Annotated in this window: 18 protein-coding genes; 12 read left to right on the top strand and 6 right to left on the bottom strand. The window is 69.5% G+C overall.

All coding sequences use genetic code 11. The features are described from left to right. The first annotated feature begins 141 nt into the window (after positions 1-141). From upp to ACFSKW_RS15245, 6 genes are all read left to right on the top strand, one after another. Positions 142-780: a uracil phosphoribosyltransferase gene (gene upp / locus ACFSKW_RS15270; RefSeq protein WP_379572882.1), complete on the top strand. Its 639-nt coding sequence runs from the start codon at positions 142-144 to the stop codon at positions 778-780. A 120-nt stretch (positions 781-900) separates the two neighbouring features. Next, positions 901-1116: a hypothetical protein gene (locus ACFSKW_RS15265; RefSeq protein WP_379572881.1), complete on the top strand. Its 216-nt coding sequence runs from the start codon at positions 901-903 to the stop codon at positions 1114-1116. A 118-nt stretch (positions 1117-1234) separates the two neighbouring features. Beyond that, on the top strand, positions 1235-1393 hold the full coding sequence (locus tag ACFSKW_RS15260) for a hypothetical protein (RefSeq protein ID WP_379572880.1): 159 nt from the start codon (positions 1235-1237) through the stop codon (positions 1391-1393). After that, complete coding sequence (locus ACFSKW_RS15255) at positions 1390-1920, top strand: PH domain-containing protein (RefSeq protein WP_192778731.1); 531 nt, start codon at positions 1390-1392, stop codon at positions 1918-1920. The genes ACFSKW_RS15260 and ACFSKW_RS15255 overlap by 4 nt, the downstream gene beginning before the upstream one ends. Positions 1921-2016: 96 nt before the next feature. Continuing rightward, positions 2017-3351 carry a helix-turn-helix domain-containing protein gene (locus ACFSKW_RS15250; protein WP_379572879.1) on the top strand — a complete coding sequence of 445 codons (1335 nt, stop codon included), beginning with the start codon at positions 2017-2019 and terminating at the stop codon, positions 3349-3351. Between the two features lie 104 nt (positions 3352-3455). Beyond that, positions 3456-4139 (top strand): FadR/GntR family transcriptional regulator, encoded by a 684-nt coding sequence (locus ACFSKW_RS15245; RefSeq protein ID WP_379572878.1) that lies wholly within the window; start codon positions 3456-3458, stop codon positions 4137-4139. A 131-nt stretch (positions 4140-4270) separates the two neighbouring features. Here the strand turns inward: ACFSKW_RS15245 and ACFSKW_RS15240 are convergent, their stop codons facing one another. Beyond that, a complete protein-coding gene (locus ACFSKW_RS15240) occupies positions 4271-4684 on the bottom strand; it encodes a DUF6223 family protein (RefSeq protein WP_379572877.1) in 414 nt (137 codons plus the stop codon). A gap of 218 nt (positions 4685-4902) precedes the next feature. On the opposite strand from ACFSKW_RS15240, the gene ACFSKW_RS15235 reads away from it, so the two are divergent. Together ACFSKW_RS15235 and ACFSKW_RS15230 are read left to right on the top strand one after the other, a co-directional pair. Then, positions 4903-6030, top strand: coding sequence for a sensor histidine kinase (locus ACFSKW_RS15235; RefSeq protein WP_379572876.1), 1128 nt, complete (start codon positions 4903-4905; stop codon positions 6028-6030). Beyond that, positions 6027-6689, top strand: a complete 663-nt coding sequence (locus tag ACFSKW_RS15230; protein ID WP_379572875.1) for a response regulator — start codon at positions 6027-6029, stop codon at positions 6687-6689. Before ACFSKW_RS15235 ends, ACFSKW_RS15230 begins: the two co-directional genes overlap by 4 nt. A 16-nt stretch (positions 6690-6705) precedes the next feature. Here the strand turns inward: ACFSKW_RS15230 and dnaN are convergent, their stop codons facing one another. From dnaN to ACFSKW_RS15215, 3 genes are all read right to left on the bottom strand, one after another. Beyond that, positions 6706-7803, bottom strand: coding sequence for a DNA polymerase III subunit beta (gene dnaN / locus ACFSKW_RS15225; protein ID WP_379572874.1), 1098 nt, complete (start codon positions 7801-7803; stop codon positions 6706-6708). Between the two features lie 178 nt (positions 7804-7981). Further along, positions 7982-8641 carry a response regulator gene (locus ACFSKW_RS15220; protein ID WP_379572873.1) on the bottom strand — a complete coding sequence of 220 codons (660 nt, stop codon included), beginning with the start codon at positions 8639-8641 and terminating at the stop codon, positions 7982-7984. Next, positions 8635-10044, bottom strand: coding sequence for a sensor histidine kinase (locus tag ACFSKW_RS15215; protein WP_379572872.1), 1410 nt, complete (start codon positions 10042-10044; stop codon positions 8635-8637). The genes ACFSKW_RS15220 and ACFSKW_RS15215 overlap by 7 nt, the downstream gene beginning before the upstream one ends. 109 nt (positions 10045-10153) lie before the next feature. Here ACFSKW_RS15215 and ACFSKW_RS15210 point away from each other — a divergent pair, with 109 nt between their 5' ends. Together ACFSKW_RS15210 and ACFSKW_RS15205 are read left to right on the top strand one after the other, a co-directional pair. Then, positions 10154-11059 carry an ABC transporter ATP-binding protein gene (locus ACFSKW_RS15210; protein WP_379572871.1) on the top strand — a complete coding sequence of 302 codons (906 nt, stop codon included), beginning with the start codon at positions 10154-10156 and terminating at the stop codon, positions 11057-11059. Next, positions 11056-11730, top strand: a complete 675-nt coding sequence (locus tag ACFSKW_RS15205; RefSeq protein WP_379572870.1) for an ABC transporter permease — start codon at positions 11056-11058, stop codon at positions 11728-11730. The genes ACFSKW_RS15210 and ACFSKW_RS15205 overlap by 4 nt, the downstream gene beginning before the upstream one ends. Here the strand turns inward: ACFSKW_RS15205 and ACFSKW_RS15200 are convergent. Beyond that, on the bottom strand, positions 11708-12604 hold the full coding sequence (locus tag ACFSKW_RS15200; RefSeq protein ID WP_379572869.1) for an SMP-30/gluconolactonase/LRE family protein: 897 nt from the start codon (positions 12602-12604) through the stop codon (positions 11708-11710). The two genes, ACFSKW_RS15205 and ACFSKW_RS15200, sit on opposite strands and share 23 nt — an antisense overlap. A 39-nt stretch (positions 12605-12643) precedes the next feature. Here ACFSKW_RS15200 and ACFSKW_RS15195 point away from each other — a divergent pair, with 39 nt between their 5' ends. Together ACFSKW_RS15195 and soxR are read left to right on the top strand one after the other, a co-directional pair. Then, the gene (locus ACFSKW_RS15195; RefSeq protein WP_379572868.1) at positions 12644-13360 is read left to right on the top strand and encodes a metallophosphoesterase; all 717 of its coding nucleotides are present in this window, start codon (positions 12644-12646) and stop codon (positions 13358-13360) included. Beyond that, a complete protein-coding gene (soxR, locus tag ACFSKW_RS15190) occupies positions 13357-13902 on the top strand; it encodes a redox-sensitive transcriptional activator SoxR (protein WP_379572867.1) in 546 nt (181 codons plus the stop codon). The genes ACFSKW_RS15195 and soxR overlap by 4 nt, the downstream gene beginning before the upstream one ends. On the opposite strand, the gene ACFSKW_RS15185 is transcribed toward soxR, so the two are convergent. Then, positions 13832-14287 carry a universal stress protein gene (locus ACFSKW_RS15185; protein ID WP_379572866.1) on the bottom strand — a complete coding sequence of 152 codons (456 nt, stop codon included), beginning with the start codon at positions 14285-14287 and terminating at the stop codon, positions 13832-13834. The genes soxR and ACFSKW_RS15185 overlap by 71 nt on opposite strands. Positions 14288-14507: the final 220 nt, after the last annotated feature.

Genomic DNA, 14507 nt, shown 5'->3' with positions numbered 1-14507 from the left:
CACCCGACCTGCCAGCACAACCTCTACGAGCCTCAATGGTTTCAGAACCGTCCACCGAGCGTAGGGCCGTCCGACCAAATTGTGATCAAATCCAAGTACGCGACGTGCCGGTACCTTCCACACAAGATAGCGTTGTCCGTTATGGAGACCCTCGTCGTCGATCACCCCCTCGTCGCGCACAAGCTCACGACGCTGCGAGACGTCCGTACCGACTCGCCCACCTTCCGGCGGCTCGCGGACGAGCTGGTGACTCTCCTGGCCTACGAGGCCACGCGCGACGTCCGGGTCACGGACGTGACCGTCCAGACCCCCGTGGCGGCCGCCAACGGGGTACGGCTGGCCAAGCCGTACCCGCTGGTCGTGCCCATCCTCAGGGCGGGGCTCGGCATGCTCGACGGCATGACGAGGCTGCTGCCCACCGCGGAGGTCGGCTTCCTCGGCATGATCCGCAACGAGTCGACCCTGCAGGCCGAGACGTACGCCACCCGCCTGCCCGACGACCTGTCGGGCCGCCAGTGCTACGTGGTGGACCCGATGCTGGCCACGGGCGGCACGCTGGCGGCGGCGATCCAGTTCCTGTTCGACAGGGGCGCGGAGGACGTGACCGCGCTGTGCCTGCTGGCCGCCCCGGAGGGCCTGGCCTACATGGACAAGGTCTTCGCCGACTCGGGCCGGCCAATCAGGGTCGTGACCGCCGCGCTCGACGAGCGGCTGAACGAGCACGGCTACATCGTTCCAGGTCTCGGCGACGCGGGCGACCGCCTCTACGGCGTGGTCTGATCCACTCTTTCCCGCTTCAACGCTCCCCTCTTCGTTACATACTGTGGTTGTGTGGGTACGAAGAGTAATGAAGGCATCTCTTAAGCGCCTCCTTCCGAGAGGCGCACGTCGGGGAGCACCATGAGCGAGCCAACCACGAGTCCCTACGCGGAGGTCGAATCAGCCCTCCGCGACGAGTTCGCGGGGGTCCACTCCGCGAGCACGGTCACGCGCTGCGTCGAGGCGGCACACTACGGCGCACTCGAGGTCACCGGCTATGCCCACCCGGGCCTGGTCGAGCGGATCGCTCGCAAGCACCTTCACGTCCTGGCGCTCGTGGCGAGCGAGCGGGGCTAGTCAAGATCGATAATCCCGCGACGCGTAAGACTTGTCGTGGTCTGTTGCGCTTTACCCAGCCACCCGGCTGGGTAATGTATACGGCGGGTGTAGTGGGAACGTGGTAGTGGAGGCGACAGTGCAGGTCAAAAAGGTCCTCACCTATGGTGGTATCGCATTCGTTGCGTACTACCTCTTCGCGCGACCAGCCGACGCAGCGGACGCGGTGCGGGGCGCGTTCGACACAGTGTTCAACGCGGCCGACTCGCTAGCTCAATTCTTCAACAGCCTCGCATGAGACTTGTGACCCACGGGGACTCTGCTCCGTCGTCGGTCAACCGCTACCTACTCCCCCACGAACACCAGGTCATCATGGTGCGGCGTCACCCGGCCGTGCTGCTCCGTCCGGTCGCCGAGGTCTTCGGCGGCCTGATCATCGCTGGACTGCTCAGCAAGTTCTTCGGCGACCAGGGCGGCGGCACGGCCTTGGTCGTCGTGTGGTGGCTGTGGCTCCTGTTGCTCATCCGTTTCGTATGGAAAGTCGCGGAGTGGTCGGTCGACTACTTCGTGGTGACCTCGAAACGGATGCTGCTCACCACGGGCCTCATCACGCGCAAAGTCGCGATGATGCCACTACAGAAGGTCACCGACATGAGCTTCCAGCGCTCCTTGCTCGGACGCATGCTCGGTTATGGGGAGTTCATCCTCGAGTCGGCAGGTCAGGACCAGGCCCTGTCCACCGTCGAGTACATCCCGTATCCGGAGACCCTTTATCTCGAGGTCTGCCAGATGCTATTCCCGAGCAAGGACGAAGGGGACGATTAACCCTCTGTGAAGAGATTTCTCGGGTGGGGATACCCGATTCGGTCGCTTCATGCAATCATTGCGACACATTGACCCTTCCCCGCCCTGAGAGATGAGATGCCGAGTCAGGGAACCATCGGTGACCGCGTCCGAGGACTGCGGCTAAACAGGCGGATGTCTCAGGCCCAGCTGGCCGGGCCCGACCTGTCGGACAGTTATGTCTCACTCATCGAGTCGGGCAAGCGAACGCCGACTCCAGTAGTGGCCAGACTCCTGGCCGAGCGACTGGGATGCACCACCGAGTTCCTCCTGCACGGGATCGAACCTCGACAGCGCATCGACACGGAGCTCGGCCTTCGTCACGCCGAGCTCGAGCTGCGGCACGGTGACCCGAACGTGGCCGCCGAGCGCTTCACCGAGATCGTCAAGGCAGCCGGCGAGGAGAACGCGATGCTCGCCGCGCACGCCAGGCTCGGCAGAGCGCGCGCGCTCGAGGCGCAAGGCAGGATCGGACCGGCTGTCGAGGCTTATGAGCGGCTGCGTAGGGAGGCAGCCGCTCATCCCGAACGCCTTGCCGACCTGCCGCTGACCGTCGCGCTCGCGCGCTGCTACCACCTCGCCGGTGACCGCCTGAGGGCCCGTGACCTGGGCACCACGGCGTTCGAGCAGGCCTCGCGGCTCGCCGTCACCCAGGGCGAGCTGGCGGTGGAGCTGGCCGCGGCGCTCGTGGAGACGCGCTCCGAGCCTTCTCCTGAGCTCACCTACGTGCGCCAGGTGCTCGTCACGACAGGGACGCCTGAGGTTGTGGACCGTTCCGCTGAGATCCACGCGCTGTGGAAGGCGAGCATCGTGGCCGCGGCCGGCGAGGACTCCGCGCTGGCCGTACGGCTGGCCGACGACGCCATCGCCGCAGGTCGTTCCGCTCGCCTGGCGGTGCGGCTCGGGCAGGTGTCCATGGCGTGGGCCCGGCTCGGGCTCGCCTCGGCCGTGGAGGCGGAGGAGTTCGCCACGAGCGCGAGCAGGATCCTGTCCGCCTTCGCCGACACCGTCGCCGACCATGCCGAGAGCATGATCGTGCACGGCCGGGTCAAGCTCGGCACCGGTGACGTCACCGGCGCGAGCGAGTTGGGCGCCAGCGCGCTCGGCCTGCTTCGTAACGTTCCGGGAACGGTCCCAGCGGTGGCCCATCTGCTGCTGGCCGACGCCGCCCTCGCGGGTGGCGGCGACCCGACCGAGCACCTCCGCTCGGCGAGGCTGCTCCTGGACGCGCTCCACGCGCCGCCGTACGGCATCGACCGGAGGGCGGCCAGGTGCTGGCGCGAGCTGGGTGACCTGTACGGCAGGGCCGGACTCAGGGAGGAACAGACCGCGGCGTATCGTAGAGCCCTCGAAGCCGCCGGAGTTCGCTCCGCCATGGCAGGAGTGCGGGTCGACGCGCCACTTTCCCGCTGAAAAGAACTCCGGGAGCTCCAGATTTGTGTTTTCACGTCTGGAATAATTAGGGTCGACCAGTCATTGACTCATAGGATGATTGGTTTCCCCGGAGGAGGCGGACTGTGAGTCTGCGTACGGCGCAGCGGGCCTCGCTCGTCGACCAGGTGATCGACCAGCTCAAAGAGCAGATCACCTCAGGGTCGTGGCAGATGAACGGCAAGATCCCGACGGAGACCGTGCTCGCAGAGCAGCTCGGGGTGGGCCGCAACACGGTGCGTGAGGCCGTGCGCGCGCTCACCCACGCCGGGCTGCTCGAATGCAGGCAAGGCGACGGCACCTACGTCAGGGCGACGAGCGAACTGTCAGGAGCGATGCTGCGCAGGCTGAGGCAGGCCGAGCAGCTCGAGATCCTCGAGGTCAGGCGCGCGCTCGAAGTCGAATCGGCCCGCCTGGCGGCCACCAGGCGCAACGACGACGACATCAAGCTCATCGAGGCGCGCCTGGCCGACCGCGACAGGGCGTGGGAAGCCGGCGACCCCGAAGGGTTCGTCGAGGCCGACCTGTCCTTTCACATGGCCGTCGTCCACGCCACCCACAACCTGGTGCTGATCGACCTGTACGAGGACTTCTCGGCGGCGCTGCGAGCGAGCATCACGGCCGCGGGCACATCGATGGACGCGCTCAACAGCAGCTACATCCCGCACGACGCCATCGCCCGCGCCATCGCGGCCGGCGACGCGGCGGCAGCCGAGCGCGCGGGCCACGCGTGCATGGAACACATCCTCATCGCCCTCACCGACGTCTGACCCGGTCCGGGACGCGGCCTGGACGAACCTCCGGCCGCCGTCGAGGGGGGTTGGGAGCCGCCCCCGACCGATCCGTACGGCAAGCCGCACCACGGCCACCGGGGTCACTCGGTGGCCGTCCGATCAGCCGGTCAGCCGGCGCGGCGGGAACGGGTCAGAACCAGCCCGCCGAGGACCATCGCGATCAGCCCCGCCGCCAGGGCCACGAAGCCCCCGACGATGCCGTAGCCGGTTCCTGGACCACCCTTGGCGGCGGCCACGACCAGCCCGCCGATGACCGCGCCCGCCGGCCCCGCCACCAGGGCCACGATGGCCCCCCTTCTCCCGGTGCCGGTGCCGATGCGACCGGTGGAGCGGGCCAGGGCCAGCCCGCCGATGACCACGCCGATCAGCCCCAGCAGTATGGCCACCAAGGACCAGGCTCGCCCGGTGGTCAAGGCGTAGGAACTGACGGGATCCGGCTGGACCAAGACGTGCGCGGCCGCCGGTGTGTCAGGCCCGAAATCTCCGAGCAGGGCGGCGGCAAGCGCGAATCGGACTGGCATGAGGTGCTCCTTCTCCTCCTACGATGGGGCGTCGTTTGAGCATGTCCGCAGGACCCGCCGCCGGTCGTCCAGCGGACGTGGGCAATTCGCGTTGCCGCCGATGCCGCAGCCGGGTACCGCGGACGCCGCAGGAGCCGCGAAAGTACCGCGGGTGCGGTAGCCGGCCGATCGTCCGCGCGCAGGAGTCGGCCGCGCGGACATCGGGCTAAGGTGCGCGCATGAGTACAGGTCGGTCAGGTGTCCGGGACGGTGTCAGAGACTGGGCGATCGCCGTCTGCGTGACGGCGACGCTGCTGGTCACCGGGCTGTCCGGGCAGAGCTCCGCCACGAACCTCGACCTCTTCGGTTACGCGCTGCTGGCGGCCGGCGGCCTGGTGCTGGCCGCGCGCCGCCGCGCTCCGATTCCCGTCCTGGCCGTGACCGGACTGTGCGCGGTGGGTTACCAGGCGGCCGGTTTCGACGTGCCTGCCGTCGCGTACCTGTTCGCTGTCTACACCGCCGTACGGGCCGGACACCGCACCCTCACGGTGGCGGCGAGCGTGACCCTGCTGGCCGCTCTCCCCGTCGCGGCCTTCGTCTCGGGCCTGCACGACGTGAGCGAGGCTCTCGCGCAGGCCCGAGGCGCCCTCGAGCTGGCCTGGCTGATCGCGGCCGGCGCCGCCGGTGAAGCACTGCGGCAGGCCGAGCGGCGGGCGGACGAAGCCGAGCGCACCCGGGAGGAGACCGCGCGGCGCCGCGCCGACGAGGAGCGGCTGCACATCGCGCGGGAGCTGCACGACTCGCTCACCCACCAGATCTCGATCATCAAGGTGCAGGCGGAAGTCGCCGTCCACGTGGCGCGCAGGCGGGGCGAACAGGTACCGGAGGCCCTGCTGGCGATCCAGGAGGCCGGACGTGAGGCGACCCGGGAACTGCGCGCGACCCTGCAGGCGCTGCGCGACGACGACACGACCCCGCCGCGTGGGCTCGAGCATGTCCCGGAACTGGTGGAACGGGCCCGAACCATCGGCTTGGACGCGACGTTGACGATCGAAGGGCAACGGCACGACGTACCGGCCGCGGTGAGCCGGACCGTCTACCGGATCGTTCAGGAGTCGCTCACCAACATCTCCCGGCATGCCGCCGCCGCTACCGCGTCGGTCCGGATCGACTGCCGTCCTGACGCCCTCGCGGTACGCATCGATGACGACGGCAAGGCCACGCCGGACAACGCCCCGGTGCCCGGCGTCGGGCTGCTCGGGATGCGCGAACGCGTCATCGCCCTCGGCGGTCGCCTGCGCGCGGAGCCGCGCGGCGAGGGTGGCTTCACCGTCCAGGCCGAACTCCCTGTAGACCAGACGTCGTGATCCGTGTCCTGCTGGTCGACGACCAGCCGCTCCTGCGCAGCGGATTCCGCGCGCTTCTCGACCTCGAAGACGACATCGAGGTGGTGGCCGAGGCCGGCGACGGGCTGGAGGGCCTGGCCCTGGCCAAGGAACATCTGCCCGACGTCGCTCTCATCGACATCCGGATGCCGGTCGTCGACGGCATCGAGGCGACCCGGCGCATCGCCGCTGATCCGGCCCTGGCCGGGGTGCACGTCGTCATCCTGACCAACTACGGCTTCGACGAATACGTCTTCAACGCGCTGCGCGCCGGCGCGGCCGGATTCCTCGTCAAGGACATCCTGCCCGAAGACCTCCTTCACGCCGTACGCGTCGCCGCGCGCGGCGACGCGCTGCTCGCCCCGTCGATCACCCGCAAACTCATCGACAGGTACGTCACCCAGCCGCTCAACGCCGGAAGTGACGCGAGGCTGAAGGAATTGACCAACCGCGAGTGCGAGGCCGTCGTCCTGGTCGCGCAGGGCCTGTCCAACGACCAGATCGCGGACCGCATGGTGATCAGCCCGCTGACCGCGAAAACCCACATCAACCGAGCTATGGCCAAGCTCCACGCCCGCGACCGCGCTCAGCTCGTCGTCCTCGCCTACGAATCCGGCCTGGTAGCCCCGCGCGGCTCCTGACCCGCGCGGCGGGCGGTCAGGCCAGTCGCAGGGACATGACGAGGTAGCGGAAGGCCGGGTCGGCGTCACCGGGAACATCGGTGATCATCGCGGGCCTGGTCGGCGACTCCATGTTGATGCGCGCCAGCTCCGTCTCGATCCCCGTCAGCCCGTCGAGCAGGAACTGCGACTGGAAGGCGATCTGGATGTCCTCGCCTCGCAGGTCGCACTCGACCACCTCGGCCCCGCGCCCGACGTCGCCGCCGCCCGCCTGGATGAGCACCTGCCCCTGCGTGAACGTCAGCTTGACGCGGGTGTTGCGTTCGGCGACGAGCGCCACCCGCTTGATCGCCTCCACGAACGGGACCACGCGCACGTCGGCCCGCAGCGGCCAGTCGGCCGTCAGGCGGGTGCGGTAGTCGATGAACTGTTCGTCGAGCAGACGCACGGTGGTGCTGCGGCCGACGCTTTCGAAGCCCGCCACCCCGTCGCCCATCGCGATCGACACCTCGCCGCCGCGCAACGACTTGGCCACCTCGACCAGCACCCTGGCCGGGACCATGGCCGAGATGTTGACGTCGGGCTCGACGGGACGCCAGGTGAAGTCGCGGGCGCCGATGCGGTAGCGGTCGGTGGCCGCCATGGCCACGGTGTCGCCGGCGATGTCGACCCGGATGCCGGTCAGCATGGGCAGCGTGTCGTCGCGGCTGGCCGCGGGCGCCACCTGGCCGACCGCGGCGGCGAACACGCCTCCGCCGACCGCGCCGATGGCAGGGGGCATCTGGGGCAGTGTGGGGAAGTCCTCGACCGGCATGGTCACCAGCCCGAACTCGGCGCTGCCACAGGTCAGCACGGCCTCCGCGCCGTCGGTGACGATCTGGACCGGCTCGTGCGGCAGGCTGCGGCTGAGCTCGGCGAGCAGCCTGCCGGGGATCAGCACCTGGCCAGGCTCGTCGATCTCGGCCTCGATGCGGGCCTGCGCGGAGACGTCGTAGTCGAAGGCGGACAGGCTCAGCTCGTCGCCCGCTTCGAGCAGAAGACCGGACAGCACGGGGGCGGAGGGGCGGGTGGGGAGGACTCGGGCCGCCCACGCCACCGCGTCAGCCAGCACATCGCGGTTAACCCGGAACTTCACCTGAGCCATCCCTTCGTCGCCGGTTTCTCCCCAAACGTTAGCCGGTGGCACTGACAAACCTGACCGCCCCAGATGATCCCGCCGCAGCTCGAACGCGGGACACCCCGCACGACGACGGCCGGTGAGGACGGAGCCGGCCGACGAAGACACCACACCGCGAGCGCCTCCGCGCACGCGGCTAGCGCCTGGCCGCGTTGAGGTAGGCCAGGACGGCCAGCACCCTCCTGTTGTCGTCATCGGAGGGGGCCAGGTCGAGTTTGGCGAAGATGGACGCCGTGTGTTTGCCCACGGCGCTCTCGCTCAGGTAGAGCCGCTGGGCGATGGCCGCGTTCGACCTGCCTTCGGCCATCGCCCCCAGCACCTCCCGCTCGCGCGGGGTGAGCCTGGCGAGCGGCTCGTGCCTGGCGGTGCTCGCCAGCAGTTTGGCGATCACTTCGGGGTCCATCGCGGTGCCGCCCTCGGCGACCCTGCGCACGGCGTCGACGAACTGCTCGGCGTTGAACACCCTGTCCTTCAGCAGGTAGCCGATGCCGCCCGACCCGTCGGCCAGCAGTTCTCTCGCGTAGAGCTGCTCCACGTGCTGCGACAGCACCAGGACGGGCAGACCGGGGATCCGCGTGCGGGCCTCGAGCGCGGCCTGCAGGCCTTCGTCGGTGAAGGTGGGCGGCAGCCGTACGTCGACCACGGAGACGTCGGGCCGCAGCTCGACCAGCGCCCGCTGCAGCGAGGGGCCGTCGTCGACGGCCGCGACGACCGTGAAGCCGTGAGCCTGGAGCAGGTGGACCAGGCCGTCCCTGAGCAGATAGAGGTCCTCGGCGACCAGCACGCGGTTCAGCATGTGCCGAACCAGGGGCGGCGCGGGGAGGCCTCGGCCATCCAGCGTTCTCTGTTGTGGCGCATCGGCAGGTAGAGGGCAAGGCCGTACATGAGCGAGCCCAGCGCGATCATGCCGACGATCACCGGCCACTGCCACGGCTCGTCCAGATACAGCGCCAGGAACCACGACCGCACGTCGATGTCGAAGATCTTGAAGATGGCGGTGACGATGCCCTGGGGGAACAGCGGGCACCAGGCCAGGCTCCAGCAGACCACCACGATCGCGGTCTGCCATTTCGGCATCCGCGTCTTCGGCCTGCCGTACTCCTCGGGAAGGGCCAGCGGCACCGACATCGCCACGGTGGTGGGCCCGCCGAGCGGGCTGGACAGCGCGAGCACGCCGTCGAAGGCCGCCAGGCGGCGTTCGATGCCGTTCAGGCCGCTGCCGCGCGAGGGATCGGCGCCGCCGCCACCGTCGTCCCACACCATGACGGTCACGTCGCGTTCGGAGTGGGCGATCTCGACGGTGACGCGTTCGGCGTCGGAGTGCCTGGCCGCGTTCGACAGCAGCTCGCTGATCGCGAAGTACAGGGCGGTCTCGACCGGGGTCTCGAGCCGCACGGGAAGGTCCACCTGCACGTCCACCCGCAGGGGACTGTCCAGGGCCAGCGCCTTCACCGCGTCGCCGAGCCCGCGTTCCGCCAGGACGGGCGGGTGGATGCCGCGCACCACCCCGCGCAGCTCGGCCAGCGCCTCAGCGGAGGCGTCGCGCGCCTTGGCCAGCAACGCCACGGCCGCCGTGGGGTCGGTCCTGACCAGCTCCTCGACCGCGCCGAGCGTCATGCCGAGCGCGACGAGCCTGGCCTGGGCTCCGTCGTGCAGGTCGCGCTCGATCCTGCGCATCTCGGCGGCCTGCGAGTCGACCGTCGTCGAGCGGGACTCCGACAGCCGCCGCACCTGGCCCACCAGCCTGCTCTTGGCCGTCGGCGCGAGCAACAGCACCGCCCACTGCCCGTAGACCCGCTGCGCCGCCGCGGGGACCACCAGCAGCGGTACGGCGAGCACCATCTTCACCAGCGGGTCGATGAGCAGCCACAGGAAGTCCCGCCACGTGGCGGGGTCGCCGAACACCCACTTCCACCGGTCGTTCCACCTCGGCACCCGCGGCGTCTTGTAGAGCGTGCGGTCCGAGCGGTACCAGCCGTCGGCCTGCGGCACGGGCGGCGGCGGCTCGGGGTGGTACGGCACGTCGATGCCCGTCATCCGCCTGGTGAGCTGCGTCACGCGCCTGACCATCATCACCGTGGGCGGAAAGAACGGGACGAGCCCCAGGGCGAAGGCGCCGAGCATCATGAGAAGCGACAACAGCACCAGTGGCACCTCGACGACCACCAGCGCGAGCAACCCCAGGTTTCTGCGCAGCATGCCTTCCAGTGTGCGCGAATCCAGCGAGATGCACATTGCACCTAGCCACACCCTTACCGTGCGTCCAGCCGTCTTACCGGCTGATCCCCGGATTTCTAGCGTTGTGGCCATGAAGGTCATCGAGGTCACGAACCTCCACAAACGCTACCGAGAGCACGTGGCGGTGGACGACGTGTCGTTCGCCGTCGACGAGGGTGAGATCTTCGGCGTGCTCGGCCCCAACGGCGCGGGCAAGACCACCACCGTCGAATGCGTCGCCGGCCTGCGCGTACCCTCCAGCGGCACGATCAGGGTGGGCGGGCACGACCCCGTGCACGAGCGTGACGCGGTCCGCCGCCTGCTCGGCGCCCAGCTGCAGAGCGCCGCCCTGCCCGAGAAGATCAAGGTGTGGGAGGCGCTCGACCTCTTCGCCTCCTTCTACCCCGATCCGGCCGACTGGCAGGCGCTGCTCGACACGGTGGGCCTGTCCGACAAGCGGAACACGACCTTCGCCAAGCTCTCCGGCGGCCAGCGGCAGCGGCTCTCCGTCGCCCTCGCCCTGGTCGGCAGGCCGAGGGTGGCCGTGCTCGACGAGCTGACCACAGGACTCGACCCGCAGGCCCGCAGGGACACCTGGAACCTGATCGAGCAGGTCAGGGCCGACGGCGTCACGATCGTGCTGGTCACCCACTTCATGGAGGAGGCGGAGCGGCTGTGCGACAGGGTCGCGCTCATCTCCGCCGGACGGGTCGCCGCGCTCGACTCACCGAGCGCGCTCATCGGCCAGGTCGAGGCCGCGCAGCGCGTCAGGTTCAGGCCGTCGGCTCCGGTGGACGACGGGCTGCTGCTCGCCGTACCCGAGGTCGTGGAGGTGCTGAGGAACGGCGAGCAGGTCACCGTCACGGGCTCGGGCGACCTGGCGCCCGCGGTCACGCTGGCGCTGGCCGAGAAGCACATCATCCCCACCGACCTGCGCATCGAGCAGGCCACGCTCGAGGACGTCTTCCTCGCACTCACGGGAAGGAGCCTCACGTGAGCAAGATCCTGCTCGTCGAGACGAAGCTGCACCTGCGGGACGGCTGGTCGTTGCTGTTCACGATCGCGCTGCCGCTGTTGCTGCTGCTGTTCCTCGGCGGGGTCGCGGGTCCCGCGTTCCCCGCGATGATGGTCATGCTGTCGATGCTGACGCTGTCGTTCAGCGTGCTGCCCGCCGTGCTGGCCACCTACAGGGAGCAGGGTGTGCTGCGCAGGATGTCGACGACGCCCGTCTCGCCCCTGCGGATGCTGGCCGTCCAGCTGCTGATCAACCTGGTGGTCGCCGTGGTGTCCACCACGCTGCTGATCGTGGCCGGGCCCGGCCTGCCGCGCAACCCTGCGGGCTTCGTGCTGGTGTTCCTGCTCGGCGGGGCGGCGCTGATGGCGATGGGCCTGGTGATCGCGGCCCTGGCGCCCAACGGGAAGATCGCGCCGATCATCGGGTCGGCGGTGATGTTCCCTCTGATGTTCGTGGCGGGCCTGTGGGTGCCGCGCGAGTACCTGCCCGAGGTCGCGCGAGTGGTCGGCGACTACTCGGTGGCCGGGCCGTTCGCCAGGGCGCTGGCCGCCACGTGGGCGGGACAGGCGCCCCACCTGCCCCACCTGCTCGTCCTGGCGGCGGGGCTGGTGGTGTTCGGGACGCTCGCCGTCAGGCTGTTCCGCTGGGAATGAGGCCCCGCACGTTGGTCATCAGCGCGTAGAGCGAGGTGGAGGCGGTGATGAACAGCCAGTTGCGCTTCAGCCCTCCGAAGGTCAGGTTGGAGACCTTCTCGGGGATCGCCAGCCTGCCGATCAGCGTGCCGTCCGGGTCGAAGCAGAGCACGCCGCCGTCTCCGGCCGCCCAGATCCTGCCCGCGTCGTCCAGCCTGATGCCGTCGGAGGTGCCCTCGGCCAGCACCTTGCCGCCCGACAGCGTGCCGTCGCCGTGGACGTCGAAGACGCGCAGGTGCCTGCGCCTGGTGTCGACGACGTACAGCAGGCTCTCGTCGGCGTTGAACGCCAGCCCGTTCGGCCGCTCGAACCCCTCGGCCACGCGGGTCACCTCGCCGCTGCCGGGGTCGACACGGTAGACGTGGCAGCCGTCGATCTCCTGCTCGGCCCGATGACCCTCGTAGTCGCTGGTGATGCCGTACGGCGGGTCGGTGAACCAGATCGACCCGTCCGACTTCTCCACCACGTCGTTCGGGCTGTTGAGCCGCTTGCCCTCCCACCGGTCGGCGATGACGGTGATCGAACCGTCGTGCTCGGTGCGGGTGACCCTGCGGTTGCCCTGCTCGCAGGACAGGAGCCGGCCGCCGGCGTCACGGGTGTTGCCGTTGACGTAGCCGGAGGGCAGGCGGAAGGGGCCGACGTGGCCCGACTGCTCGTCCCACCGCAGCATCCTGTCGTTGGGGATGTCGCTCCAGACGAGATAGCGGCCTGCGGGGAAGTAGCAGGGGCCCTCCGCCCACCGCGTACCCGTATGGAGGATCTCTATCCGCTCGTCGCCACCGACGCCGGCGAACCGCTCGTCGAAAACCTCGAACTCAGCCTGAATCGTGTTCACTGTCCAGATGGTAGACGCCTGTCCGTTTAGTCTTGAGCAATGCAGGTATTCGCGCATATCAGCGACATCCACATCGGCGGATCCGAACAGAGCGTCGACCGTGCCGCACTCGTCATGCGGCGCCTTCTGTCCTTCCCTGGGCGGCTCGACGCGATCCTGGTCACCGGCGACATCGCCGACCACGCTCTGGTCGAGGAGTACGAGACGGCACGCGACCTGCTGCGCTCGCCGGTCCCCCTGATCGTCTGCCCCGGCAACCACGACACCGTCCCCGAGTTCGAGAAGGTCATCGGCCCGGCCAACCAGGTGCTGCGGCTCGACGGCGTCACGATCGCGCTGGCCGACTCCAGCATTCCCGGCAGGGACGACGGCCGGCTGGCCGACGAGACCATCGCGTGGCTGGACGAGGTCCTGTCGGAGCGGCCCGACGTTCCCGCCTTCGTCGGCATGCACCATCCGGCCGTGGCGCTGGGCGTGCCGTACGTGGACGAGATCCGCCTCCAGGAGCCCGAACGGCTCGCCGCGCTCCTCGACCGGCACCCGCACGTCGTCGCCGTGCTCGCGGGACACGCCCACACAGGGGTCGCGACCACCTTCGCGGGCCGTCCGCTGATCGTGGCGCCCGGCGTGGTCTCCACGCTGCTGACGCCCACGGAGAGCGAGGCCCTCGTCGACCACGACCTGCCGCCCGCCTTCGCCCTGCACGTCTTCGACCAGGGGCGGCTGGTGACACACTTCCGGCCGGTGACGCGATGACCGCGCCGTGGAACGCGAAGGAGCTGTCCGTCGGCCAGCTGTCCGAGCGCAGCGGCGTGGCCGTCTCCGCCCTTCACTTCTACGAGGCCAAAGGCCTGATCTCCAGCCGCCGCACCACGGGCAACCAGCGCCGCTACTCCCGCGACACCCTCCGCAGGGTCGCCTTCGTACGGCTGGCCCAGCGCATCGGCATCCCCCTGAAGACCATCAAGGACGCGCTGGCCGAGCTGCCCGAGGGCCGCACGCCGAACCGTGACGACTGGGCCCGCCTGTCGGCCATCTGGCGGACGGAGCTGGACGACCGCATCGAGCAGCTGCTGAGGCTGCGCGACGACCTCACCGACTGCATCGGCTGCGGGTGTCTGTCCCTCGACAGGTGCGTGCTGGCCAACCCGCGCGACCTGCTCGGCGAGGAGGGGCCTGGGGCCAGGCGCATCGACACCCACCTGCGGCCCCCCGCATGCGCCAAGGTCAGCGAGTCTCCGGGGCCGGAGGCACGATCAGCGTCGGTCGCCGCGCGTGGTGCAGCACGTGGTTGCTGACGCTGCCGAGCAGCACCGACCGCACGCCGCTGAGGCCGCGCGATCCCGTGACGACGAGGGAGGCGTCGATCTCGTCGGCGAGGTCGACGATCGCCTGCCAGATGGCGGTCCTGTCGGCCACCGCGCGGTAGGTGACGTCGGACAGACCGGAGGCGATGGCCAGCTCGGCGCCCTCCTTGGCGTGCGCCTCGGCCTGGATCCGCAGCTCCTCGGGGTCCTCGCCTGGAACGATGGCGGCCGCGGCCGCGCCGTGCCTGGCGAGCTGGACGAGCAGCGGCTCCCATACCGTGACGATCACGGTGCGCTCGGCGCTGAGATGCTTGGCGGCGAACTCGATCGCGTGCCGCGAGTCGGCCGAGCCGTCGTAGGCGATGAGGTAGGCCATGATTCCACTTCCCTTTCGCTTTGCCTATCTCGTGTAGCGCTGGGATGATCAGGCCGGATTCCGAGGCCCGATGTCTCATACGTCACATTCATCGGGATATCTGATGATTTTTCGGGATGTGACGGCCCTCGCTTGACGGCCGGGCCGCCGGGCCCGGCAGCTCCCTCGACCGCGCCGAACCGCGCGTCCGCAGGCCACGCACCTCACCTTCCGCCTGCGA

The organism is Nonomuraea mangrovi (genome assembly GCF_042681425.1).
Taxonomy (GTDB): domain Bacteria; phylum Actinomycetota; class Actinomycetes; order Streptosporangiales; family Streptosporangiaceae; genus Nonomuraea; species Nonomuraea mangrovi.
The sequence above is the reverse complement of the archived record's forward strand: the minus strand, read 5'-3'. Positions and strand labels throughout refer to the sequence as shown.

Excerpts from the sequence above, each read along its gene's own strand:
- upp (WP_379572882.1), top strand. The coding sequence starts at position 142 with ATGGAGACCCTCGTCGTCGATCACCCCCTCGTCGCGCACAAGCTCACG.
- ACFSKW_RS15265 (WP_379572881.1), top strand. The coding sequence starts at position 901 with ATGAGCGAGCCAACCACGAGTCCCTACGCGGAGGTCGAATCAGCCCTC.
- ACFSKW_RS15255 (WP_192778731.1), top strand. The coding sequence starts at position 1,390 with ATGAGACTTGTGACCCACGGGGACTCTGCTCCGTCGTCGGTCAACCGC.
- ACFSKW_RS15250 (WP_379572879.1), top strand. The coding sequence starts at position 2,017 with ATGCCGAGTCAGGGAACCATCGGTGACCGCGTCCGAGGACTGCGGCTA.
- ACFSKW_RS15240 (WP_379572877.1), bottom strand. The coding sequence starts at position 4,684 with ATGCCAGTCCGATTCGCGCTTGCCGCCGCCCTGCTCGGAGATTTCGGG.
- ACFSKW_RS15235 (WP_379572876.1), top strand. The coding sequence starts at position 4,903 with ATGAGTACAGGTCGGTCAGGTGTCCGGGACGGTGTCAGAGACTGGGCG.
- ACFSKW_RS15220 (WP_379572873.1), bottom strand. The coding sequence starts at position 8,641 with ATGCTGAACCGCGTGCTGGTCGCCGAGGACCTCTATCTGCTCAGGGAC.
- ACFSKW_RS15215 (WP_379572872.1), bottom strand. The coding sequence starts at position 10,044 with ATGCTGCGCAGAAACCTGGGGTTGCTCGCGCTGGTGGTCGTCGAGGTG.
- ACFSKW_RS15210 (WP_379572871.1), top strand. The coding sequence starts at position 10,154 with ATGAAGGTCATCGAGGTCACGAACCTCCACAAACGCTACCGAGAGCAC.
- ACFSKW_RS15195 (WP_379572868.1), top strand. The coding sequence starts at position 12,644 with ATGCAGGTATTCGCGCATATCAGCGACATCCACATCGGCGGATCCGAA.
- soxR (WP_379572867.1), top strand. The coding sequence starts at position 13,357 with ATGACCGCGCCGTGGAACGCGAAGGAGCTGTCCGTCGGCCAGCTGTCC.
- ACFSKW_RS15185 (WP_379572866.1), bottom strand. The coding sequence starts at position 14,287 with ATGGCCTACCTCATCGCCTACGACGGCTCGGCCGACTCGCGGCACGCG.